At 69.1% G+C, this 22,740-nt stretch carries 16 protein-coding genes; 11 read left to right on the top strand and 5 right to left on the bottom strand.

All coding sequences use genetic code 11. The annotated features are described in order from the left end of the window. Positions 1-9 precede the first annotated feature (9 nt). Positions 10-5,184, bottom strand: coding sequence for a hypothetical protein (locus FDA38_RS18145; protein ID WP_170989774.1), 5,175 nt, complete (start codon positions 5,182-5,184; stop codon positions 10-12). Positions 5,185-5,373: 189 nt separating this feature from the next. On the opposite strand from FDA38_RS18145, the gene FDA38_RS18140 reads away from it, so the two are divergent. Together FDA38_RS18140 and FDA38_RS18135 are read left to right on the top strand one after the other, a co-directional pair. Continuing rightward, positions 5,374-7,050 (top strand): copper resistance CopC/CopD family protein, encoded by a 1,677-nt coding sequence (locus tag FDA38_RS18140; protein WP_170989773.1) that lies wholly within the window; start codon positions 5,374-5,376, stop codon positions 7,048-7,050. Further along, positions 7,047-9,212, top strand: a complete 2,166-nt coding sequence (locus FDA38_RS18135) for a S8 family serine peptidase (protein ID WP_137255185.1) — start codon at positions 7,047-7,049, stop codon at positions 9,210-9,212. Before FDA38_RS18140 ends, FDA38_RS18135 begins: the two co-directional genes overlap by 4 nt. A 3-nt stretch (positions 9,213-9,215) precedes the next feature. Here FDA38_RS18135 and FDA38_RS18130 read toward each other — a convergent pair whose 3' ends face one another. From FDA38_RS18130 to FDA38_RS18120, 3 genes are read right to left on the bottom strand one after another with little or no spacing between them, the layout of a single operon-like run. Next, positions 9,216-10,031, bottom strand: coding sequence for an ACT domain-containing protein (locus tag FDA38_RS18130; RefSeq protein WP_137255184.1), 816 nt, complete (start codon positions 10,029-10,031; stop codon positions 9,216-9,218). A gap of 51 nt (positions 10,032-10,082) precedes the next feature. Continuing rightward, positions 10,083-11,279 carry an L-2-hydroxyglutarate oxidase gene (lhgO, locus tag FDA38_RS18125; RefSeq protein ID WP_233714776.1) on the bottom strand — a complete coding sequence of 399 codons (1,197 nt, stop codon included), beginning with the start codon at positions 11,277-11,279 and terminating at the stop codon, positions 10,083-10,085. A gap of 36 nt (positions 11,280-11,315) precedes the next feature. Next, complete coding sequence (locus FDA38_RS18120; RefSeq protein WP_137255182.1) at positions 11,316-12,362, bottom strand: substrate-binding domain-containing protein; 1,047 nt, start codon at positions 12,360-12,362, stop codon at positions 11,316-11,318. A 108-nt stretch (positions 12,363-12,470) separates the two neighbouring features. On the opposite strand from FDA38_RS18120, the gene FDA38_RS18115 reads away from it, so the two are divergent. From FDA38_RS18115 to FDA38_RS18075, 9 genes are all read left to right on the top strand, one after another. Further along, entirely contained in the window at positions 12,471-12,866 is a 396-nt protein-coding gene (locus FDA38_RS18115; protein ID WP_137255181.1) for a MarR family winged helix-turn-helix transcriptional regulator, read from the top strand. Positions 12,867-12,967: 101 nt separating this feature from the next. Continuing rightward, complete coding sequence (locus FDA38_RS18110) at positions 12,968-14,605, top strand: purine-cytosine permease family protein (RefSeq protein WP_137255180.1); 1,638 nt, start codon at positions 12,968-12,970, stop codon at positions 14,603-14,605. Continuing rightward, on the top strand, positions 14,602-14,904 hold the full coding sequence (locus FDA38_RS18105; RefSeq protein WP_137255179.1) for an urease subunit gamma: 303 nt from the start codon (positions 14,602-14,604) through the stop codon (positions 14,902-14,904). Before FDA38_RS18110 ends, FDA38_RS18105 begins: the two co-directional genes overlap by 4 nt. Positions 14,905-14,915: 11 nt before the next feature. After that, complete coding sequence (gene ureB, locus FDA38_RS18100; protein WP_137255178.1) at positions 14,916-15,320, top strand: urease subunit beta; 405 nt, start codon at positions 14,916-14,918, stop codon at positions 15,318-15,320. Then, the gene (locus FDA38_RS18095) at positions 15,313-17,016 is read left to right on the top strand and encodes an urease subunit alpha (RefSeq protein WP_137255177.1); all 1,704 of its coding nucleotides are present in this window, start codon (positions 15,313-15,315) and stop codon (positions 17,014-17,016) included. Before ureB ends, FDA38_RS18095 begins: the two co-directional genes overlap by 8 nt. Continuing rightward, positions 17,016-17,768, top strand: a complete 753-nt coding sequence (locus tag FDA38_RS18090) for an urease accessory protein UreF (RefSeq protein WP_137255176.1) — start codon at positions 17,016-17,018, stop codon at positions 17,766-17,768. Before FDA38_RS18095 ends, FDA38_RS18090 begins: the two co-directional genes overlap by 1 nt. Further along, entirely contained in the window at positions 17,761-18,477 is a 717-nt protein-coding gene (gene ureG, locus FDA38_RS18085) for an urease accessory protein UreG (protein ID WP_137255175.1), read from the top strand. Before FDA38_RS18090 ends, ureG begins: the two co-directional genes overlap by 8 nt. Continuing rightward, positions 18,461-19,132 (top strand): urease accessory protein UreD, encoded by a 672-nt coding sequence (locus FDA38_RS18080; protein ID WP_137255174.1) that lies wholly within the window; start codon positions 18,461-18,463, stop codon positions 19,130-19,132. The genes ureG and FDA38_RS18080 overlap by 17 nt, the downstream gene beginning before the upstream one ends. 99 nt (positions 19,133-19,231) lie before the next feature. Next, entirely contained in the window at positions 19,232-22,000 is a 2,769-nt protein-coding gene (locus tag FDA38_RS18075; RefSeq protein ID WP_137255173.1) for an ATP-binding protein, read from the top strand. Here FDA38_RS18075 and FDA38_RS18070 read toward each other — a convergent pair. Next, a complete protein-coding gene (locus FDA38_RS18070; RefSeq protein WP_137255172.1) occupies positions 21,997-22,731 on the bottom strand; it encodes an SDR family oxidoreductase in 735 nt (244 codons plus the stop codon). The genes FDA38_RS18075 and FDA38_RS18070 overlap by 4 nt on opposite strands. Between the last annotated feature and the right edge of the window lie 9 nt (positions 22,732-22,740).

Raw genomic sequence — 22,740 nt, 5'->3', positions numbered from 1 at the left:
GGTAGATGTTCATGGCAACGGAACCGGGATGCCGGGCAGCTCGTCCGCACCCAGGTCCCACGGCGTGAGGACCCGGAGCGTCCGCAGCTGTGGGCGGAACTGGCTGTCGTAATCGCCGAGACCGCCGTTCACCGCCGGGCTTCCGGTCGGGGCCGGGACCGCGGCCGCGGAGCATGCGGCAAGGTTCGGGATCGGCGCCGGCGTGTTCGAACAGCGGACCCCACGGTCCACGACCGGACTCGTCGTCTGCAGGTGATAGTTCCCGGTCAGCCCCACCGGCGGATCGGCGCCGGTGATCGTCACGGCCGCGGTCTGCGGATCCAGCCGCGACCCGGACACCGTCAGCTCCAGCGTGAACGGCGTGACGAACGTGGGATTCGAGCCGATGATGTTGCCCTGGCCCGCCGGTACCGCGTGCTGGACGCCGTTCGGACCGAGGATCTGCCCGTTGCTCAGATCGGAGTACCGCGGGATGAACGTGTCGGCGTTGTTCGTCGTACCGTGCACCTCGAAGTCGATCACGCCCTGGTTCACCAGCGCCGCACCCGGGCCGAAGCTGTCCAGCGTGAACGCCGTGTTGTTCCAGAAGATGTCGTTGAACTGCGCCACCGGACGGGCGAAGTCCGGCCGGGTCGCCGCGTTCGGGTACTGGGCGACGTACCGCGGATCGCTCTGCCACAGCGGATCGTTGCCCTCGGCAGCGAGTCCGGCCGAGTGCGGTACGCCGATCGCCGAGTTCTCCGACGACGCGGTGGACACGTTGTTGGCCACGGTGTTGTTGACGATCCGCACATTGGACGAGTCGTCGAGCATCATCGCGCCGCCGATGTCGGCCGAGCCGTTGTCGACGATCTGGTTGTCGCGGATGTTCACCACCGCGTTCAGCGCGTCGAGCACGAACAGGCCGCCGCCGTCGTCACCGGAGTAGTTGCTCTGGATCAGGTTCTTGTCCAGCGAGACCGCACCAGTGCCGTCACCGAGTGTCCCGCCGCCGACCGGCAGCTCGGACTCGATCGCGACGCCCGCGCCGGAGTCGACCGAGTCGTTGTAGTAGATCTGGTTGTCGTGGATGTTCCCGCCCGGGCTGAGCCCGATGTGGGAGATGCCGGCGCCGTAGTTGACGCTGAAGTTCGAGCAGGCGATGTTGCCGGTGACCTCGTAGTCGTTCGAGCCGTAGAAGATCCCGAGGCCGCCCGCCTGCGTGAGGCCGCCGTTGCCGAGCAGCCGGTTGTTCGCGACCTTGACGGTGTAGTTGTGGCTGGCGTGGTCGTAGGGCTGACCGATGCCGATCCCGCCGGCGACGACGCCGGCGTTGTTCTCGAGCACGTTGTTGGTGAGTTGCTCGTTGTTGATCGAGGCCTGGAGCTGGATGCCGCCCGCGCCCTCACCGGAGCCGCCGGTCATCAGTGCGACACCGTCGACCCGGGAGCGGTTGAACTGCGTCTGGTTGACCGCGGTCGTCGTACCGGTCAGGTCATACGCCGCCGCCGTCTGCGCGACCACGGTGACGTCGGCGCCACGCAGTACCGGATGTGCGGAGTCGACGTACGGGCCGTGAGCGGCGATCGTGGCGTCGTACGCGGTTGCGTTCTGCTGGAAGTAGCGGCCGTCGATGACCGAGCCGAGGACGTGGAAGCGCGGGTCCTCCGGGTCACGGGCCTGGGCCTCATGGGCGCCGATGATGCCGCCCGGGCCGACACCCTGGATCTTCAGCGGCTTCCAGACCACCACGTTCTCGTTGTACGTACCGGGCTTCAGCACCAGCAGGCTGCGTGCCGGAGCGGCGTCGATGGCGGCCTGCAACTGGTGGCCGGTCAGCGTCGGAGCGGCGACGTTCACGACGTTCGGGTTGTAGTTGATGCCGCCGGACGATCCGGTGACCTGAACGGTGATGCCGTTCACGGTCGGCACTCCCCCACTGGCGTCGGACGTGATCAGCGTCAGCTGCTTCGGTCCGGGGCGGAACGTCGTACCGAAGGCAGGGATCCGGATCTGCACCCGGTCGGGTACGCCGGTGGTCCCGGACGTGCCGGGCGTCCAGCTCACGATCCCGCCGTTGGCCCGGGTGAGCGTGACGCTCGTTCCGGTGCGGTCGTCGGTCAGGGTTGCCCGTACGCCGGCCGCGCCGGTGGCGGTTCCCTGTGCGCCGATGAAGTCTGCCTGGATCGTCATCACCTGGCCGGCGGTCCGGACCGGGGTGTCGACCTGCAGCAGTTCGGGCCGCGCCGGTACGGCGGGATCCTCGCAGCCGGTCCCCGAGATCGGGTCCAGCGGCAGGTCGAGCTGAGTGGTCAGGCCCGGCCACGCTTCGGCCGGAGTCGTTGCTGTCAGCAAATTCGGGTTGTAGGTGGGGTTCGGCGCCGTCTTGGAGCCGGGGTCATCGACCTTCACCAGGTACATGCCGGGGCACGGGCCTTGCGGGATGGGACAGTTCAGCGTCTCGGTCGACGGGACCAGGGCCTCGAACGAACCGTCCGGGCTGGTCGTCACGGTCGTCAGCAGGCGCCAGTTGTTCGCGTCGTACGGCAGGTTCACGTTGCCGCCAGGCCCGGCCGTGTCGACGCGGGCGTAGATGCCGACCGGAACGTTGCCGATCGGGCGCGGTTCGCCGTACCAGGGCGAGTTCGGGTCGCGCTCGAAGTAGATGTCGTTGAACACCTGGCCGACGAGGCGGCCTGGCTCGGCGACGTCACCGGTGCGCGTGTCGGCCGGGTCCTCGCCGTTCGGGTCGGTACGGAAGTTCGTCATCAGGTTGAAGTCCGCGTTGGCGTTCTGGCTGTTCTGCAGAACCACCAGCCGCTTGTCGCACAGCGGCGCGTGGGCGCCCGCGACGTTGAAGTAGTTGCTCCGCGGGGTCAGCGACGACTTGTCGATCAGGTGGTCGTCACCGGTGCACGGCGGCGGCGGGATGGCCGGCGTGAACTTGTTGCCTAGGTCAACGTTCACGTCCTCCTCGCGGACCGGGCGGTAGAGACAGCCGGTGCCGTCACCCGGGATCGTGGTCCCCTTCGGGTGGCTGACCCGCTGGGAAGCATCTGCCGGGTTGCACAGGCGGCTGTCGGTGCTGTCGGTCGGCATCACGACGTGGGTGATGTAGGTGCCGGCGGTGAGTGCGACCGGCTGCGTGTTGCCGCTGCAGGTGCCGTTGTCTGTCGTCAGGTCGTACCCGCTCGGGCAGTAGTCGGCGAACGCGTAGCCACCGTCGAAGGCGCCGTCCTTGGTCTGCTGACCGGTGATCGGAACCTCGAGACAGTTCGGCCCGATGCCCGGGTTGAGCTGCGAGCTGATGTCCGCGCCGGTCGCGTCGCGGACGGCACAGCCCGGAGCGTACGTCGCCGGGTCCGCGGGCGGGGTTCCACTGGGCTGGACCCAGTGATCGGTCACGTACTTGTTCACGATCACGTCGTCGGCCGTGTTCGGCTGCCCGTCGGGACCGAGAGTCTCCAGGTACACCGTCACGTCCGGGATGGCCGGCTCGTAGTCCTCGTGCGCCTGCATGCGCGCGTCGAACTCGTTGCGGGTGGTCGAGAAGTACGTGATGCCGACGATCTGTCCCGGCGTACCGGCCGGGTAGTCGGTCTTGCCCCAGTCGACCGTGGCCCGGTGGCCTTCGGTCAGCAACTGGTTGGTGAGCAGCGCGCCGCCCTGATCGGTCGGGATCGGCGTCACGACGCCCGGGTCGAACTCGTCGTGCTGGGACGCACCGCTGACGCCGAAGCGCGCGAAGCCTTGCTCGTTGACGATCCAGCGACCGAGCGGGCCGCCCTCGGCGGTCGGGTACTGGTAGTACCCGGTCGGGTCGGTGGTGGTCGCTTCCTTGATCGAGCCGTCGCGCCAGCGCTGGTCCATGTCGGTGTTCCCGATACCGGGCTCACCGGGATCGCGGAGCTGGTTGCCGTTCAGGTCCTTGTAGACGTGACCGTCCAGCCAGCCGAACCAGCGCGACACCCCCACACCATGCTCGTCGGGATGGACCGGATCAGGGTCCTCGACCGTGACCGTGCCGCCTGCGGCGACATCAACCGGCAGGATTCGCATGATGTAGCTGAGTTGCTCGTCCCAGATCGACAGGTTGTAGCTGCCCGCCGGGACGTTCTGGATGTCGAAGTTGCCGCTGGCATCGCCCTGGCCGATGTACACGGTCCGGTCGGTGCTGCTGTCGCTCAATGCGACGAACGGGTTCTCGACCGGCTCGCCCAGTGTCAACTGGTCGAACGGCGGCCAGCCCTGCCAGTTGCGCGCCGTACCGGTGACCTCGCCGGTGCCGGCGGCCGCGAACGGCTGCGGGGCGCAGACGAAGCCGAACCAGTACGCGGTCCGGGCCGTCGGCGGCTCCCACAACTGCTCGCCGGGCGCACCGGTGCCGTCGGCACCTTCTTCGGTCGGCGCCAGCAGCTGCAGTCCGCCGTCGATCGTGGTCGTCTGGTACCAGCGGCTGTTGGGGTCGCTGTTGCAGGGCCGGTCCGGCGGGTGGACGTCGATGAGGTACGTCGCCGGGCCGAGGTTGTCGATCTGGTTGAAGCCGTCTCCATTGGTCAGGCACAGACCGCCGCACAGCGGGTGGTTGTTGTAGTCGACCGTCACGGCACTGTGCGTCTGTTCCTCGAGCCCGACCTGGAAACCGGACAAGCCGGCCTCCTCGGTGTCGGGCGCACCGTTCGCCCAGGCGTTGTCCTCGAACACGAACACGCGGATCTTCCCGAGTGGCAGCGGATGCTCGGCGCTTTGCACGGTCAGGTCGACGCGCGCGGTCAGAGAACCGTCCGCGGCGGCGTCGGCGGGCAGGTTGATGTACTTGCCCCACATCTTGTGATCGAGCGAGCGGACCGAGATCAGGTACCGCCCGGCCGGCAGGGTCACGGTCTTCCGGGTCTGGTCGCCTTCGCGGACGATCGGGCTGTTGCTCTCGGTGCTGAGCGCCTTCGGATCGTTCGGCAGCTTGGTGTTGTCCTGGTTGACGATGTACGTGAAGTCGGCCAGCGGGTTCCCGGTCGGGAAGTCACGCGCGTCGACGGTGACCGAGCAGCCTGCCGCCGGACAGGCTGTAGCCGCCTGCGCCTCGGGCGCGGATCTGGTCATCGCCACCCCGGCCAGGCTCGCCGCGATCAGTCCGAGTACGGCGACCCGGGCCACCGCCGCTCGGGTACGGCGGACGAGCCGGAACGAACTCGTTGCAGCAGACATCGGTCCCACCCTCCCCGGCGGCACGACCTGAACAGGCCGCCGCCTGGTGCCTGGACATCTGTGAGTGATCATCCGGCGACTCACGTGTCCCGGCGCGGTGCATGACGGCTCTGTCATCCCCACGTCATCCGGCGGTCATCCGCCGTGGTGTGACAGATGACGGTCGGGTCATCTGATGACGGTCGTGTCATGAAGCGAGCAGTACGCCGCGGCGGTTCCTATCGTCGAGCTGTCGGCGCGGTGTCCCGGCGTCGACGGGAGGGGGAGCCCGTGCGGCACCGCTGTCTGCTCCTGCTGGCCGGCGTGCTCCTGCTGTGCGCGCTGCCGTCGGTCGCGGTTGCCCACACCGAGCTGGTCCGGGCGGACCCGGCCGACGGCGCAGTCCTCGCGGAGTCCCCCGGCCTCGCCCGGCTGTGGTTCAGCGGTGACATCACCGCCTCGCGCAGTACGGCGCGACTGGTCGACGAGCACGGTGTCATGGTTCTGGGGGCCGGCGTGGTGGCCGGGTCGGGCGATCCGCGGGTGATCGCAGTACAGCTTCCGCGGCTGGCTGACGGGACGTACGGATTGTTGTGGGAAGCAGTCGCCGCTCGGGACAGCCACACGACGAGCGGGACGGTCACCTTCTCGGTCGGGCACTCCGGGGCCTTGTCTGTCCATCGACCGAGTACTTCGGGTGGCGTGCTGGTGCGGTGGGTCTGGTTGCTCGCACTGGCGGGCATTGTCGGTCCCCTCGCGCTCGTCGTCTTCGTTCTACGCGTGCCGTCCGACCCGATCGCCTTGGCTGCACGGCAGCGATTGCTGATCGCCGCGGCGTGCTCCGCGGTCGTTGCCATCGGCATACATCGCACCGGCCTTCGACTGGTGTGTCTGGTGGTCTTGTGCGCGCTGGTGGGGCTTGTGCTGACCGAGCGCGTGGCGTCTGTCGTACTGCTGGTGCCGATCGGCGGATTGATGTGGCTGGAGGCAACCGGAAGTCATGCTGCCGCGCTGTCATCGGGACACTTCGCCGCGCTCCTGGCCGATGCGGTCCATGCGTTCGCCGGTCTGCTGTGGCTCGGTGCGGTGCCGGCGCTGTTGTTGGTGTTCTGGCACGGCCCGCGGACCGAACTGGCACGTAGTCTGCGACGGCCGTTCTCGGTCGTGGCTGCCGGCAGCGTGCTACTTGTCCTCGTGTCCGGACTCTACAGCGCGGGTCTCCAGGTCGCCACCCCGCGCTGGCTCATTGCCTCCACTTATGGACGCCTGCTGCTGCTCAAGACTGCCTTGCTTGGCGTGATCGGCCTCCTGGGCCTGCTCAACGCATGGCGGCTGCGCCGGCGGTCCGTACCTCGTCACACCATCGCGGCCGAAGCCACGGTCGGTGCACTGTTGCTGGTCGCGGTTGCTGCGCTTGTCGGACAGTCTCCTCCGGCGGGTGCCAGGGCCGACGTCCCTCCCGCCCTGGCACGCAGCGGGTTCGTGGCGGACCTGGTGGTCACTGTGTCGGCGACACCCAACCAGCCCGGGGTGAACTGGTTGACAGTGATCGCCGACAGCAGCCGGCGACCGGCGCCGGCGCCACTCGGCGGCGTGGACCTGCGGATCGGCGATCAGGCCGTCCCGCTGCAGCGTCTGACCGACACCCGGTACTTCGCGACGTACCGGGCCGCGTCGGCGGGCGCGGTGCGGATGGTCGCCGTACTGCATCGCGGCGGGCGCGAGTACGCCGTACCGCTTGATTGGAATGTCTCATCGCCTGCTGTCTCACTCGCGCCGGGGCTGAGGCTCGCGCCGTACGTCGATGGGGCGGCGCTGTTGCTGTTGGAGCTGGGTGTCGGGGTGGGTGCGTGGTGGTTGATTCGCGGTCCGGGAGGTCGACGATGAGGTCCTTTGCGTTCAGCGTGGTTCTTGCGCTCGTGGTGCCCGGATCGGCAGTCGCCGCGCCACCGGCCGATCCCTTCGTCGACGTCATCGTCGTGCTGAAGTCGCAGGTGACGCCTGCGGCCGCCGCACCCGGCCGGCTCGAGAGGGCGTTGCGGGACCACGCCGATGCCACACAGCGCGGTGCCCGGGATCTGCTCGCCGTACGGCGGAAGCAGGGCCTCGTGACGTCTGTGGTGCCGCTGTGGATCACCAACGCGATCGGTGCCCGGGTCCGCTCGAGTGTCGCCGCGGAACTGGCGCGGCGGCCCGAGGTGCGCGAGGTGCGGCCGAGTACGACGATCCAGGCTCCGACTGCAGAGGTTGCAAGCGCCGTCGAGCCGAACGTGGCCCAGGTGAACGCACCGGCGATGTGGGATCTCGGGTATCGCGGCCAGGGCATGGTCGTCGCATCGATGGACACCGGCGTGGATATCAGCCACCCCGAGTTGGCTTCCCGGTGGCGTGGTGGGACCAACAGTTGGTACGACCCGAACGGTCAGCACCCGTCGGCACCGGTCGATCTGACCGGTCACGGAACGCAGACGATGGGGGTGATGGTCGGCGGTGACGGCGGCGGCTCGTCGATCGGCATCGCGCCGGACGCGCGGTGGATCGCCGTCAAGATGTTCAACGATCGCGGACAGGCGTCGTCGACCGCGATCCATCTCGGGTACCAGTGGCTGCTCGACCCGGACGGGAACCCGGCGACAGCGGACGCGCCGAACGTGGTGAACAACTCCTGGACGATGAGCGCCGGAACTTGCAGCCTGGAGTTCCAGCCCGACCTACGCAACCTCCGCGCGGCAGGGATCCTGCCGGTCTTTGCTGCTGGCAACTACGGTCCGGTGGCCGGTAGCTCGGCCAGTCCGGCGAACAACCCGGAGGCATTGGCGGTCGGTTCGGTTGACGACACCGGCCTGATCGATCCGTACTCCAGCCGCGGCCCGTCGGCCTGCACCCAGTCGGCGTACCCGCAACTGGTTGCCCCAGGCACGGACATCCGGACTACTGACCTGTACGGCGGCTACCTCGACGTCTCGGGCACGTCGCTGGCCGCTCCGCACGTCGCCGGTGCGCTCGCGTTGCTGCTGCAGGCGTCGCCGGGTGTGTCCGCCGATAGGCAGCAGTCCGCGCTGCAGGCCGGTGCGGCGGATCTCGGGCCGGCCGGAGCCGACAACGACTACGGCTACGGTCGCCTCGACGTGCTGGCGTCGTACAACTGGCTCCGTAGTACGCCGGACTTCGGGGTGGTCGTGTCGCCTGCCACGGTCAATGTGCTTCCCGGCGGAACGGCGACGTACAACGTGACGGTCAGTGCGAGTGGCGGCTTCAGCGGCGACGTCGCGCTGTCGGTCAGTGGCCTGCCGGGGAGCTTCGATCCGCAGGTGGTGGCAGCTGCGGGGACGTCGACGCTGACCGTGGTCGCTCCCGGGACCGCGGGTTCGACCGCGCTGGTTGTGACAGGTTCGAGCGGCGCGATCAGCCATAGCGCGACCGCGACGCTGACTGTCGTGCCGCCGCCGGACTTCGGTCTCTCCTCGACGCCGCTCACCCGCACTGTTGCGGCAGGCGCGTCGACGGCGTACACGATCGCGGTCAGCCCGGCGAACGGCTTCGCCGGCGATGTGTCGCTGGCCGCCGGCGGTCTTTCGTCCGCCGTCGGCACGGTCGCCGTCACTCCTGCCGTCCTGCACGGCAGCGGCAGCGCGCAGGTCAATGTGGTGACGTCAGGATCAGCTCCCGCCGGCACCTATACCTTCACGGTCTCGGGTTCCAGCGGGTCACTCAGCCATCAGGTCACCCTGACGCTGGTCGTCAACCGGCCGGACTTCGGAATCGCAGTCAGCCCGGCCTCGAGCACGGTGACTCGTGGGCAGACTGCGACGTACACGGTGAACGTCTCGCCCACGGGCGGATTCACGGGATCTGTGACGCTCAAGGTGTCCGGACAGCCATCGAACGCCACACCGACGTGGACGGGTAACCCGGTGACCACCTCTGGCAACGCGGTGCTGAAGATCCGGACCACCTCCGGGACAGCCCGCGGGACCTCCACCCTCAAGATCACCGCCACCAGCGGGACACTGACCCACCAGCTGACGGCAACCTTGGTTGTGCGCTGAGACTCAGCAGGGCGCCCCGAGGGTCTGTGCTGCTTCCGCCAGTTCGGCCAGCCGATGCGCCCGGGCTGACTCGGCCGGTGTGAAGGGTTCGCCCGGCCTGGTGAATGCGAACAGGCCGGTCCACGGCGACGGCACCTTCAGGACGTCGCCTCGGAGCTCTCCCGCCAACGTTGCGCGGTCGGTCACGAGCTGTGCGCCGAGCAGCTCGGCGATCGCGTGCGGGAGCTCCGCCGGATCCGCGACCACCCGCGCGGACAGGCTCAACGCCTTCGTCTGGCCGTCGACCAGGGCCAGTGCGGTCGTCGGCCAGACGTGGGTGTGGCGACCGTCGCCTGCCTTGATCGCCGCCTCCAGGTCGGGTGCGGTGATGTCGTCGGGTGTCGAGACGACCAGTTCGTCGCGTACGCCGTCGTCGATCGGGTGGACATGCAGGCCGAGGATGTTGGCGTCCAGGTCTGCGAGGCGGCGGGTGATGTTCTCCAGCGAGCCCGCGCGATCGTCGAGCGTGACCCGGATCCGCCACAACGTGCCGATCCCCTGCCGGGGCCGGACCTTCGGCGCATGCAACCACGACCGGAGCAGCCGCATCGCGGAGGGCTCGATCACCCAGATCACCAGCGCGGTCGTCACAGTCGCCAGCACCGCAACCGACACGAGGTACGGCGGATGAGCGGCCAGCACCGCCGCGTGCAGAGCCAGCTCGACGGGTGCCACGGCCACGAGCTTCGCCAGGGTCAAGCGCAGCCGCCGGGGATGAGGCAGCCGCCCACATACGTCACAGGCTGTGCCGCCGGTGAGCGTCGTACGCAACGAATCCATGTTCACAGCGTGACCGACGGACATTGCCCCGTCGTTGCCCCGCTGTGACGTTCAGGCTCGGTCGGCGGAGAGCTCCTCGGCGATCCGGTTGCCGATGACTAGGCAGGCGGTCGCTGCGGGTGACGGCGCGTTGAGGATGTGGAGGGCGCGCCCGTCGCGGAGGAACAGGAAGTCGTCGACCAGTTTGCCGTCGCGGGTGACGGCCTGGGCGCGGACGCCGGCGCCGGAGCGGCGTACGTCCTTGACCTCGAGCTCCGGGAGCATGCGGCGGGCCTCGCGGACCAGGGCGCGGCCGGTGAGCGAGCGGACGATCTCCTTCGCACCGGTCCGCGCGTACCGGCGGGCCAGGCGCCACGTTCCTCGGTACGTCGCGGCCTCCCACACGTCCTTCGGGGCGATCTTCGACCACTTGTAGCCCTCGCGGGACAGCGCGGGTACGGCGTTCGGGCCGACGTGGACGCCGCCGTCGATGCCGCGGGTCAGGTGTACGCCGAGGAACGGCAGGTCGGGGTCGGGCACCGGGTAGACCAGGCCCTTCACCAGGAAGTCGCGCTCGGGAACGATCTCGCTGAACTCGCCGCGGAACGGGAGGATCCGAACGCCGGGCTCGAGCCCGGAGGCGCGGGCAAGACGGTCGCTGTGCAGTCCGGCGCAGACCGCGACGCGATCTGCCTCGATCACCTCATCGGTCGTGTGCACCCGGACCACAGAGCCTGCGTTCTCGACCGAGGTCACGGAGATCCCGGTACGGATCTCGCCGCCGGCGGCCTTGATGTCCTCGGCCAGGGCTGCGGCGACCAGCTTGAAGTCCACGCGGCCGGTGGAGTCCACGGCCAGGGCACCCTTCACGCGCAGGTGCGGTTCACGCTCGGCGACCTCTTCGAGGGTCAGCCGCCGGACCGGTACGCCGTTCTCCTGGCCGATGCCGAACAGCCGATCGAGCTGCGGCAGCTCGGCCTCGGTCGTGGCCACGACCAGCTTGCCTGGTACGTCGAGCGGGATGCCTTTCTCCTCGCAGTACTCCTTCAGCGCGGCCCCGCCGGACACGGCGAACCGCGCCTTGAGCGAGCCGGGCCGGTAGTACAGGCCGGAGTGCACGACACCCGAGTTGTTGCCGGTCTGATGCGCGGCGACGGACGGTTCCTTCTCGAGCACGACGACCGGCGTACCCGGGTCCTGCTTCTGCAGGGCACGCGCCACCGCGAGGCCGACAATCCCGCCGCCCACCACCACCGCTGATCTCGTCACGATGTAGAGAGGTCCCTCCAGCCGTCAGAAATACAGTCAGTTCGTGCGGGCGATCTGTTCTTCGATGCGGAATTCGAGGCCGTCGGCCGCCGCGAGGTAGACGTCCTGGTCGACGAGGTTGCCGTCGAGGCGGAGCAGACCACGGGGGCTGTCGTAGAAGTGGCCGGTCGGGAGGGCAGCCGTGGTGGCGATGGATCCGGTGATCTCGCCCAGGCGTGCCAGGAAGCGGATCGCCTCGTAGCACGACTCGCCGACCGCGTTCAGGGCCGGGGCGAAGGGGCCGAAGCGGGCGTAGTACTGCTGGGCGAACTCGTTGCTCTCCACGGTCGACAGGCCGTCGAAGTACGCCGCGGCCGCGTAGACGCCGTGGTTCGCGGCGGGCCCGGCGCCGAGCAGGGTGTTCTCCTCGATCGCCGTGCTGAGGCGGAGGAGGTCTTCGCTGAGTCCGGCGCGGGCGAACTGACGGTTGAAGTGCACCGCGTCCTGGCCCATCAGCAGCATGATCACCCCGTCGGCTTTGGTTGCCTTGAGCCCGTTGATCACCTCGCTGAAGTCGGAGGTGCCGAGGGCAACATAAGCCGACTCGACGATGTCCAGCGCCTCCTCCGCAACGGATCCCGTCACCCGCGGATACACGTAGTCGTTGCCGACGACAACCCAACGGCGAGCCCCGTGATGTTCACGGAGCCAGCGCGCGGCCGGAAGCAGCTGGTTCACCGGACGCTCACCGAGCATGAACACCCCGGGCGTGTCGTCGCCGCCCTCGTGCATCGCGGCGAACGCGTACACGACCCGTCCGCCGATCCGCCGCGTCAGCGCCACGCGTACCGCGGAGATGTGCCACCCCGCCACCGCCTCGACCCGTCCGGCGTCGACCAGCCGCCCGACCTCCTCGGCGACCACCTCGGGTGGACGCCCCGCGTCGACCTGCACAAGCTCGACCGGTCGTCCGGCGATGCCGTTGCGCGCGTTGAGCTGCTCGACGGCCAGCTGACCGCAGGCGAGACAGGACGGCCCGTAGATCCCGGTCGGCCCCTGCAGCGGCACCACGAAAGCGATCGGCAGTACGTCGGAACCCCGCACGATCACCTCCTGGTCGCCACCCAGTGTGGACGAATCGGAGGCGCAACTTCGAGCGAACAGCTATATTTCCCAGCACCTGAACAGCGCCGGATCGGAGGAGGGGTGCGGATGGCGTCGAGCCTGCTCCTGCTGCTGAAGCGGGTCGAGCGGGAGATCGAGCTCGGTCTGCAGCCGTTGCTCGACGAGTTCGGGCTGACGATCGAGCAGTGGCGGATCATGGCCGCGCTGCACGACGAGCCCGGTCAGCCGATGTCGCTGCTCGCGGAGTCCGCCGTACTGCCGGCCGCCAGCCTGACCCGGCACGTGGACAAGCTGGTCGAGCGCGGACTCGTGCTGCGCCGCGTCCACGCGGACGACAAGCGGCGGATCGTCACCGCCCTCTCCCCCGTCGGCGCCACCGTCGCCGACCGCCTCGGCACCGCCCAGCACACGCTCGAGGCCGACCTCGCGGATTACTTCCAGATGGAAATACACGAACGTAGCGGTTCGGCAACACGCAGGTAACACGGCGTTCCTAGGTTCCTTCCATTCGGGTGCATCCCCGCCGGCAGCGTCGCCGGTACGCCGGAGCACCGCTCGCCCGAAGGTGCCGCAGGAGTTCCGCCATGACTGTTGAACCCTCGCTCGATCACCGCAGTACCGCTCCCCCGAGTCAGAACACCGCGACGCGCGAGACGCTGGAGGACTACACCCTCCGGTTCGCGCCGCGCAGCTACCGCAAGTGGTCCACCGGCGTGGTCGCCGTCTCGGCCCTCGGCGGCATCGCGTACCTCGCCGACTTCGCGATCGGCGCGAACATCGGCATCTCGTACGGGACGACCAATGCACTGTGGGGTATCGCGATCTTCGCGGTGGTCATCTTCGCGACCGGGCTGCCGCTGGCGTACTACGCCGCGCGGTACAACATCGACCTCGACCTGATCACCCGCGGCAGCGGCTTCGGGTACTACGGCTCGGTCGTGACCAACGTGATCTTCGCATCGTTCACGTTCATCTTCTTCGCGCTCGAAGGCTCGATCATGGCGCAGGGCCTGCAACTCGGGCTGCACGTGCCGCTCTGGGCCGGGTACGCCGTGTCCACGCTGGTGATCTTCCCGCTGGTGATCTACGGGATGAAGGTGTTGTCGACGCTGCAGGTGTGGACGACACCGTTGTGGCTGATCCTGATGGTGCTGCCGTTCTGCTACCTGCTCATCTCGCACCCGTCGTCGGTGTCGACGTTCTTCGACTACGGTCCCGACGCCGACTTCGGCTCGATGCTGCTCGCCGCCGGCGTCTGCCTGTCGTTGATCGCGCAGATCGCCGAGCAGATCGACTACCTGCGGTTCATGCCGCCGAAGACGCCGGAGAACTCCCGCCGCTGGTGGACCGCGGTGCTGCTGGCCGGACCGGGCTGGGTGATCTTCGGTGCGCTCAAGCAGGTGATCGGTCTGTTCCTGGCGGTGTACATCATCGCTCAGGTCGACAGCGGCACCTCGATCGCGAACCAGCCGGTGCACCAGTTCCTGGAGATCTACCGCGGGTTCCTGCCCGGGTGGCTGGCGATGACGCTGGCCGTCGTACTCGTCGTCATCAGCCAGGTGAAGATCAACGTGACCAACGCGTACTCCGGCTCGCTCGCCTGGACGAACTCGTACACGCGGCTGACCCGGCACTACCCCGGCCGCCTGGTGTTCCTCGGGTTCAACCTGGTGATCGCGCTGGTGCTGATGGAGGCGAACATGTTCGACTTCCTCAACACCATCCTCGGCTTCTACGCGAACTGCGGGATGGCGTGGATCGTGGTCGTTGCCTCCGACATCGTCTTCAACAAGTACCTGCTGAAGTTGTCGCCCAAGGCACCGGAATTCCGCCGCGGCATGTTGTACGCCGTCAACCCGGTCGGCTTCGTCTCGATGGCCGCGGCCGCGGGCGTCTCGATCCTGGTCTTCTTCGGCGGTCTCGGCGGCGCGATCAAGCCGTACTCACCGCTGGTCGCGATCGGCCTCGCGCTGGTGCTGCCGCCGATCCTCGCCATCATCACCCGGGGCAAGTACTACTTGCGCAGGCCGGATGACGGGCTGGATCTTCCGATGTACGACGAGCACGGCAACCCGTCGGGCGCCGTACTCACCTGCCATGTCTGTCGGCAGGATTACGAACGGCCCGACATGACCGCGTGCGCGACCCACGACGCGGCCGTCTGCTCACTCTGCCTGAGCACAGACAAGGTCAGCGACCACGTTCTACCGTTGCCGTCGTGAACTTCACTCCCGCAGACGTTGAGAAGCTGCTGCTCTCCGTCGCCGGCATGGTCGCCCGCGACCGGCTGGCGCGGGGGGTGCTGCTCAATCACCCGGAAGCCGTCGCGCTCCTCAGCACCTGGGTGATCGAACGGGCGCGCGAGGGAGCTCGAGTCGCCGAGCTGATGGAGAGCGGGCGGACCGTGCTCACCCGGGAACAGGTCATGCCTGGCGTCGCCGAGTTGCTGCACGACGTGCAGGTCGAGGCGACCTTCCCGGACGGGCGCAAGCTCGTGACTATCCACAACCCGATCATCTGAAGGCAGACTCCATGGCTGACGCCGATAGACTTAGCACGGAAGGACAGGGGGCGGACGCTGCCCGCCCGGTCGCCCCTGGTGCAGTTCGCGTCGCACCGGGCACGATCCGCCTCAACGCCGATCGGTCGGACGACGAGCGGTTGCGGCTGGTGGTCGTGAACACCGGGGACCGGCCGATCCAGATCGGGTCGCATCTGCATCTGCCGGATGCGAACTCGGCGCTGGCGTTCGACCGTGAGGCGGCGGAGGGTTTCCGGTTGGACATCCCGTCGGGGACCTCGCAGAGGTTCGAGCCGGGAGCCTCCCGCGAGGTGGACCTGGTCGCGTTGAGAGGAAATCGGCGGGTCCCCGGGATCCAGCTGAAGCCAAGGCCGCCGGCCGACGCCGGCCCGTCCTCCGAGGTGGATCGTGGTTGAGATTTCGCGGGCGGCTTATGCCGCGCTCTACGGGCCAACCGTCGGGGATCAGGTGCGGTTGGCTGATACGGACTTGTGGGTGGAGGTGGAGGAGGACCTCACCGTGGGGGGTGAGGAGGTTGTGTTCGGCGGCGGGAAGTCGATTCGGGAGTCGATGGCGCAAGGGACGGCGACGCGCGCGGAAGGTGCCCCGGACACCGTCATCAGCAACGTGCTGGTGGTGGACTGGTGGGGCATCGTGCGGGCCGACGTCGGGATCCGGGACGGGCGGATCGTCGCGCTCGGTCGGGCCGGGAATCCGGACATCGCGGACGGCGTACACCCCGACCTCCGCATCGGACCGTCGACCGACGTCATCGCGGGCGAGGGCCGCATCCTCACCGCCGGCGCGATCGACTCACACGTCCACCTGCTCTCTCCGTCGCAACTGCACGAGGCCCTGGCGACCGGGATCACCACGATCGTCGGCGGCGGGACCGGGCCGAGCGAGGGCTCCAAGGCGACCACGGTCACCCCCGGCGCATGGCACCTGGAGCAGATGCACCGGGCCCTCGACGCCGTACCGCTCAACATTCTCCTGCTCGGCAAGGGAAACACCGTCAGCGCCGAAGCACTCGCCGAGCAGGCGCTCGCGGGTGCGGCCGGCTACAAGGTGCACGAGGACTGGGGCTCGACACCCGCCGCGATCGACGCCGCGTTGCGTGCCGCGGACGAGTGGGGCCTCCAGGTCGCGCTGCACGCGGATAGCCTCAACGAGGCCGGGTACGTCGAGTCGACGCTCGGCGCGATCGCCGGCCGGTCGATCCACGCGTTCCACGTCGAAGGTGCGGGCGGTGGCCATGCCCCGGACATCCTCTCGATCGCGGCGTACCCACACGTGATCCCCGGCTCGACGAACCCGACCCTGCCGCACACCGTGAACACCGTCGCCGAGCACCTCGACATGTTGATGGTCTGCCACCACCTCAGCCCCGAGGTGCCGGAGGATCTCGCGTTCGCGGAGTCGCGGATCCGTGCCACCACGATCGCCGCCGAGGACATCCTGCACGATCTCGGCGCGCTCTCGATCACCTCGTCCGACGCGCAGGCGATGGGCCGGATCGGCGAGGTCATCACCCGGACCTGGCAGGTCGCGCACGTGATGAAGAACCGCCGCGGCCCGCTCACCGGCGGCCTGCCGGCCGACAACGAGCGGGTACGCCGCTACGTCGCGAAGTACACGATCAACCCAGCGGTTGCCCACGGCATCGATCACGAGGTCGGCTCGGTGGAGCCCGGCAAGCTCGCGGACCTGACGCTGTGGGATCCGCGGTACTTCGGTGTCCGCCCGAGCCTGGTGATCAAGGGCGGCGCGATCGCGTGGGCCGCGCTCGGCGACCCGAACGCGTCGATCCCGACGCCGCAGCCGGTGCTGATGCGGCCGGCGTTCGGGGATGCGATCGGGGCGGATCTCTCGTTCACGTTCGTCTCCCCCGCGGCGCTGGAGGACGGGCTAGCCGACCGGCTGCGGTTGCGGCGGCGGCTTCTCGGCGTACGGCCGACGCGTGAGATCGGTAAGGCCGACATGAAGAACAACAATGCGCTGCCGAGCATCGACATCGACCCGGAGACGTTCGCGATCCAGGTCGACGGGGAGCTGGTCGAGCCGTCGCCGGCGGAGGTGCTTCCGCTGGCCCAGTTGTACGCGATGTTCTGATGGGTACGGCGGAGTTGGTCGCGCTGATGCTCGCCGACGGGCGCCTGCCGACCGGCGGCCACACCCAGTCCGCCGGCCTCGAGCCGGCCGTCCGCGCCGGCTTAGGTGCCGATGGCAAGCAACTCCACGAGGTAACCACCTACGCCCGAGATCGCCTACACACCGTCACCCGAGTCGAAGCCGCCGTCGCAGTCGTCACCCGGCACGCCGTCCTCGCCGCCCCGTCGCCCACAGGCGCGCCGAGTCGAGCGGAGTCGTCCAGGGTGGGCTCGCCGCCCGCCGAGGCGGGGCGGCTGGGCCCGGGGCTGCGGCTGGTTGAGCGGAGTTGGGCGGCTCGCAGCAGTAGTCAGGTGTTGCGGGCTGTCTCGCGGCGGCAGGGGCGCGCGTATCTGCGGCTGGCCGGGCGGGTTTGGCCTGAGGTGCTTCAGCATCTGCCGCGCGACGGTGAGATCCCCCGACCGATCGTGCTGGGTGTGGTCGCGGCGGTTACCGGGCTGACTGCGGAGCAGTTGGCGCGGGTTGTTGTATATGACGACGTTCAGACGGTCGTCTCCGCCTCGCTGAAGCTGCTCCCCGTCGACCCGGCCGACGCCGCCACCTGGCTGGCCGCCCTGCACGACGACATCGAGGAGGTCGTCGCCGACGTAGCGCCGCTCACCGACGTCGACAAGATCCCCGCCAACGCCGCACCGCTCATCGACATCCACGCGCAGAATCACGCGACCGAGAGAATGAGGTTGTTCCATGCCTGACACGCCTGAGACCCGCTCCTTCCGGCTGGGTGTCGCCGGCCCGGTCGGCACCGGTAAGAGCTCGCTGATCGCGACCATCTGCCGCGAACTCGCCGGCGAACTCCGCCTCGGCGTGATCACCAATGACATCTACACCGACGAGGACGCCCGCCTGCTGCGCTCGGCCGGCGTACTCGATCCAGCCAGGATCCGCGCCGTCGAGACCGGCGCCTGCCCGCACACCGCGATCCGCGACGACGTCACCCCGAACCTGATCGCCGTCGAGGACCTCGAGCGCGACTTCGCCCCGCTGGACGTCGTACTCGTCGAATCCGGCGGCGACAACCTGACCGCGACCTTCTCCCCCGCCCTCGTCGACGCGCAGATCTTCGTCCTCGACGTCGCCGGCGGCGGGGACGTCGCGCGCAAGGGCGGTCCGGGGATCGCCCGGGCTGATCTGCTCGTCGTCAACAAGACCGACCTCGCGCCGTACGTCGAGGTGGACGTCGACCGGATGGTGAAGGACGCCGAGGCGGCCCGCGACGGCAAGCCGGTACTGGCGCTCTCCCGGAAAGATCCCGCCTCGATCGGTCGCCTCAAAGAGTGGGTCCGGAGTATGACGAACGTCGTCCGCACCGGCGACCACACGCCCATCGACCCCGGCCCGATGGCGCCGCACTCCCATGTCGGTGAGGACGGCACCGTGATCACGCATGTCCACACGCATTGACGTCACCGCCGACCCGGTCCGCGACCGCTGCCTACTGACGACCGACCACCTGTCGCCCCGCCGGCTGCCCAGCTCGCCCGGCGTCGTGCGCGTCGCGCTTGTCGCCGCGGGTGCGCTCCTGCTCGCCGGTGACGAAGTACGCATCGAGGTCGTTGCCGAAGGACCCGTGCGGGTCGAGATCGTCGAGACCGCCGGCACCGTCGCGTACGCGATGCGCGGCGGCGCCGCCCGCTGGGACGTTGACATCCGCCTGACCGACGGCGCCAGCCTCCACTGGTACGCCGAACCGTTCGTCGTCTCCGCCGGCGCCGACGTCACCCGGACCACCACGGCACACCTGGCGCGCGGCTGCACCGCCCAACTGCGCGAGTCCCTCGTCCTCGGACGGTACGGCGAGGTCGGCGGCACGCTCCGTACGGCGACCCGGGCGTGGATCGACGACGACCTCCTCCTCGCCGAGGATCTCGACCTCTCCCCCGAGACCCGCTCCGGCTGGGCGATCCTCGGCGCGGCCCGCTGCCTCGACACCGTCACCACCCTGGGCTTCCGCCTCCCCGACACGCCGCACACGCTCCAACTCGAGGGACCCGGCTCGGTCGCCCGGCAACTTGTCCAGAAACAGCACGAGAGCGATCTCATCCGTACGCCTGTGTGATGGTCAGCGGGGCTGGATCGTCTTAATCTGGATCGGTTCGGCAACTGCGGCGTTCCGGAAGTTCGCCGTGGTCTCACCGCTGGAGGGGGCGGGAGGACGGTGGAGCACGGAGGCGGAGCAGAGGCGGGACGAACACACTCCACGGCGCTGCTCGGGCGCCGGTCCGAACGCGCCGTACTCGACCAGCTACTCGGCGATGTCCGCAACGGCGGCAGCCAGGTGCTCGTCGTACGCGGGGAGGCCGGCGTCGGGAAGACTGCGCTGCTGAACTACGCCACCGAGTCCGCGCATGATCTGCAGCTGCTGCGTGCGGTCGGGGTCGAGTCGGAGATGGAGCTGGTCTTCGCGGCTCTGCATCAGCTGTGTATGCCGCTGCTCGACCGGATGAAGCGAATTCCCGAGCCGCAGCGGCGGGCGCTCGCGACGGTGTTCGGGCTCGCTCCCGGGCCCGCGCCGGATCGGTTCATGGTCGGGCTCGCCGTACTCAGTCTGATCTCGGATCTCGCCGCTGAGCAGCCGGTGCTGGTGGTCGTCGATGACGCGCAGTGGCTGGACACCGCGACCGCGCAGACGCTCGGGTTCGTCGCGCGCCGGATCGGGAACGAGGCGGTTGGTCTGCTGTTCGGTGCGCGCGAGGTCGGTGTCGAGCTGAACGGTCTCGCCGAGCTGGAGGTCGACGGGCTGCCGGATGACGAGGCGCGGGCGTTGCTGGGGTCGGCGGTCGAGTTCCTGTTGGACGCTCCGATCCGGGATCGGATTGTGGCCGAGACCGGTGGGAATCCGCTGGCGTTGCTGCAGTTGCCGCGGGGGCTGACGGCGACGCAGTTGGCGGCTGGGTTCGGGTTGCTGGGCGGGCAGGGGTTGCCGGGGCGGATCGAGCAGAGTTTCCTGCGGGAGGCGGATGCGTTGCCGCCGCCGACGCGGCAGCTCCTGCTGGTCGCTGCGGCCGAGCCGGTGGGCGATCCGGTGCTGGTACGGCGGGCGGCCGATCAGCTCGGGATCGATGCCGCGTTCGCCGAGATCGACGGGCTGCTGAGCCTGGGCGAGCGGGTGACGTTCCGGCATCCGCTGGTGCGGTCGGCTCTGTACGGGTCGGCGTCTGCGACGGAGCGTCGCGCCGTACATCTGGCGTTGGCTGGGGCGACGGACTCGGCGATCGATCCTGATCGGCGGGCTTGGCATCTGGCGGCGGCCGCGACCGGGCCGGATGAGGCTGTTGCTGTGGAGCTGGAGCGGTCTGCGGATCGGGCGCAGGCGCGGGGTGGGTTCGCGGCGGCCGCGGCGTTCCTGCAGCGGGCGGTTGCGCTGACGCGGGAGCCGGTACGCCGTACTGAGCGCGCGCTCGCGGGAGCACAGGCGAGCGTGCAGGCGGGTGCGTTCCGAACCGCGTGGGAGCTGCTGGCGACGGCCGAGGCGGGCCAACTCGACGACCTCGGCCGCGCCCGAATCGACCTGCTCCGAGCCGAAGCAGCCTTCGCCCAGCAACGCGGCCGAGACGCCCCCGGCCTCCTCCTCCGCGCCGCTCAAACCCTCGAGCCCCTGGACCCCCGCCTGGCCCGAGACACCTACCTGGACGCCTGGAGCGCCGCCCTCTTCGCCGGCCAACTAGCAGCAGGCACCGGCCTCCGCGAGGTATCCCAAGCCGCGATAGCAGCACCACGTCCTGACACAGCTGTGCGGAGTTCTGATGTGATGCTGGATGGGTTTGCGTTGTTGTTTGCGGAGGGGCGGGAGCGGGGTGTGCCCTTGCTCAAGCAGGCTGCGACGGCTTTTGGAGATGGCGAGGTTTCGGCTGAGGAGATCCTGCGCTGGGGGTGGCTGGCCACGGCGGCGGCTGCGACCGCGTGGGACTTTGAGGCTTGCCTGGCCGCCTCCATCCGCCAAGTGGAGACAGCGCGACGCGCCGGCGCGCTCGCCGTGCTCGCGGTTGGGGTCAACGTGCTTGGGCAGGTGTTCGCGATGGCAGGTGACTTCGCCGAGGCGACCTCGCTCCGCGCCGAGGCCGACGCCGTACGAGAGGCGACCGGCACCCACATCGGCCCGTACGGCGCGCTCGTGCTGTCCGCGCTCCAAGGACGCCCCGACGACGCGTTCCCACTGATCGACGACACCATCGCGAAGACGACAGCCGAGGGTCAGGGAACGGCGGCGCAGTACGCCCGCTGGGCGAAGTCCGTCGTACTCAACGGACTCGGCCACCACGACGAAGCGTTGCCCTGGGCAACTCTCGCCGCCGAGGACACACCCGAACTGTTCGTCTCCTCCTGGGCACTGAGCGAGCAGATCGAAGCCGCCGCACACAGCGGCCACCTAGACGTAGCAGCCGAAGCACTCACCCGCCTCCAAGAGAAGACACGCGGCACCGACGAACCCTGGGGCCTCGGCCTCGAGGCACGCGCCCGCGGCCTCGTGCACAAGGGCGCCGCCGCAGAGAAGGCGTTCCTCGAAGCGATCGAGCAGCTCAACGGCACCAGACTCCGCCCCGACCTGGCCCGCTCCCACCTCCTGTACGGCGAATGGCTGCGCCGCCAAACCCGCCGCGGCGACGCCCGGACCGAGCTGCGCACCGCCTACGAGATGTTCTCCGAGATCGGCATGACCGCGTTCGCCGACCGGGCACGCCGCGAACTCCAGGCGACCGGCGAAACCGTCCGCCGCCGCGCGACCGCGACAACCGCCGGCGACGAGCTCACCCCGCAGGAACGCCAGATCGCTCTCCTCGTCCGCGACGGCCTCTCCAACCCCGAGGTCGGCACGCGCCTGTTCCTCAGCCCGCGCACCGTCGAGTGGCACCTCCGGAAGATCTTCGACAAGCTCTCGATCAGCTCCCGCCGCCAACTCCGGGACGCACTCCCCGAGGTTGGCTAGCGCACCAACTGCTGCCCTCCATCGACGTCGTACGTCGCCCCGGTCAGCGCCGTGTTCGTCATCAGGTGGACAACCAGCGCCGCCACGTCCTCCGGCCCGACGACCCGCCCGATCGGCAGTGTGGCACGCAGCTCCGCGCGGCGCTCCTCGAGCTGATCCCCGAGCAGCCGTGCGGACAGCGGCGTGTCGACGAAGCCGGCAGCGACCGTGTTGACCCGGATCGGGGCGAGTTCGACGGCCGCGTTCGCGACGATCGCCGACTGAGCGGCCGTTGCGATCGCAGCGACCATCAACCCGACTCCCGGCCGCCGCGCGCCCGTACCGCTGATGAACGTCAGCGAACCGCCCGCACGAACTCGGCCGATGCACAGCCGCGCGATCCGCAGCGAGCCGACCAGATGCTGGTTGATGAACTGTTCCGCCTGCTCCAGATCGAGGTCGGCCAGCGGCGCGTAGAACGGACCGCTCCCGCCCACCAAGATGTGGTCGAGCTCGACGGGTAGTTCGCCGAACATGCGCTCGACGTCCGCAGAATCGTCCAGGTTCACCGTCAACGCGCTCTCGGCGCCGACCTCGACGGCCGCCTTCTCGAGCCGCTCGCGATCCCGCCCGGTGATGACGACCCGCGCGCCGTCCGCGCGTGCCAGTCGCGCGGTCTCCAGCCCGATCCCGGCACTCCCGCCCAGCACGACCACGACCTGCCCGGCGAGACTCGTTGTTGACTCAGTCATCTGCTCCTC

The sequence above is a fragment of the Kribbella jiaozuonensis genome (assembly GCF_005233875.1).
GTDB lineage: Bacteria > Actinomycetota > Actinomycetes > Propionibacteriales > Kribbellaceae > Kribbella > Kribbella jiaozuonensis.
The sequence above is the reverse complement of the archived record's forward strand: the minus strand, read 5'-3'. Positions and strand labels throughout refer to the sequence as shown.

Bases quoted from the DNA above. Each gene is read 5' to 3' on its own strand.
- FDA38_RS18090 (WP_137255176.1), top strand. From the start codon at position 17,016: ATGGGTACGGCGGAGTTGGTCGCGCTGATGCTCGCCGACGGGCGCCTG.
- FDA38_RS18140 (WP_170989773.1), top strand. From the start codon at position 5,374: ATGAAGCGAGCAGTACGCCGCGGCGGTTCCTATCGTCGAGCTGTCGGC.
- ureB (WP_137255178.1), top strand. From the start codon at position 14,916: ATGGCTGACGCCGATAGACTTAGCACGGAAGGACAGGGGGCGGACGCT.
- FDA38_RS18110 (WP_137255180.1), top strand. From the start codon at position 12,968: ATGACTGTTGAACCCTCGCTCGATCACCGCAGTACCGCTCCCCCGAGT.
- FDA38_RS18115 (WP_137255181.1), top strand. From the start codon at position 12,471: ATGGCGTCGAGCCTGCTCCTGCTGCTGAAGCGGGTCGAGCGGGAGATC.
- FDA38_RS18080 (WP_137255174.1), top strand. From the start codon at position 18,461: ATGTCCACACGCATTGACGTCACCGCCGACCCGGTCCGCGACCGCTGC.
- FDA38_RS18145 (WP_170989774.1), bottom strand. From the start codon at position 5,184: ATGTCTGCTGCAACGAGTTCGTTCCGGCTCGTCCGCCGTACCCGAGCG.
- ureG (WP_137255175.1), top strand. From the start codon at position 17,761: ATGCCTGACACGCCTGAGACCCGCTCCTTCCGGCTGGGTGTCGCCGGC.
- FDA38_RS18130 (WP_137255184.1), bottom strand. From the start codon at position 10,031: ATGGATTCGTTGCGTACGACGCTCACCGGCGGCACAGCCTGTGACGTA.
- FDA38_RS18070 (WP_137255172.1), bottom strand. From the start codon at position 22,731: ATGACTGAGTCAACAACGAGTCTCGCCGGGCAGGTCGTGGTCGTGCTG.
- FDA38_RS18135 (WP_137255185.1), top strand. From the start codon at position 7,047: ATGAGGTCCTTTGCGTTCAGCGTGGTTCTTGCGCTCGTGGTGCCCGGA.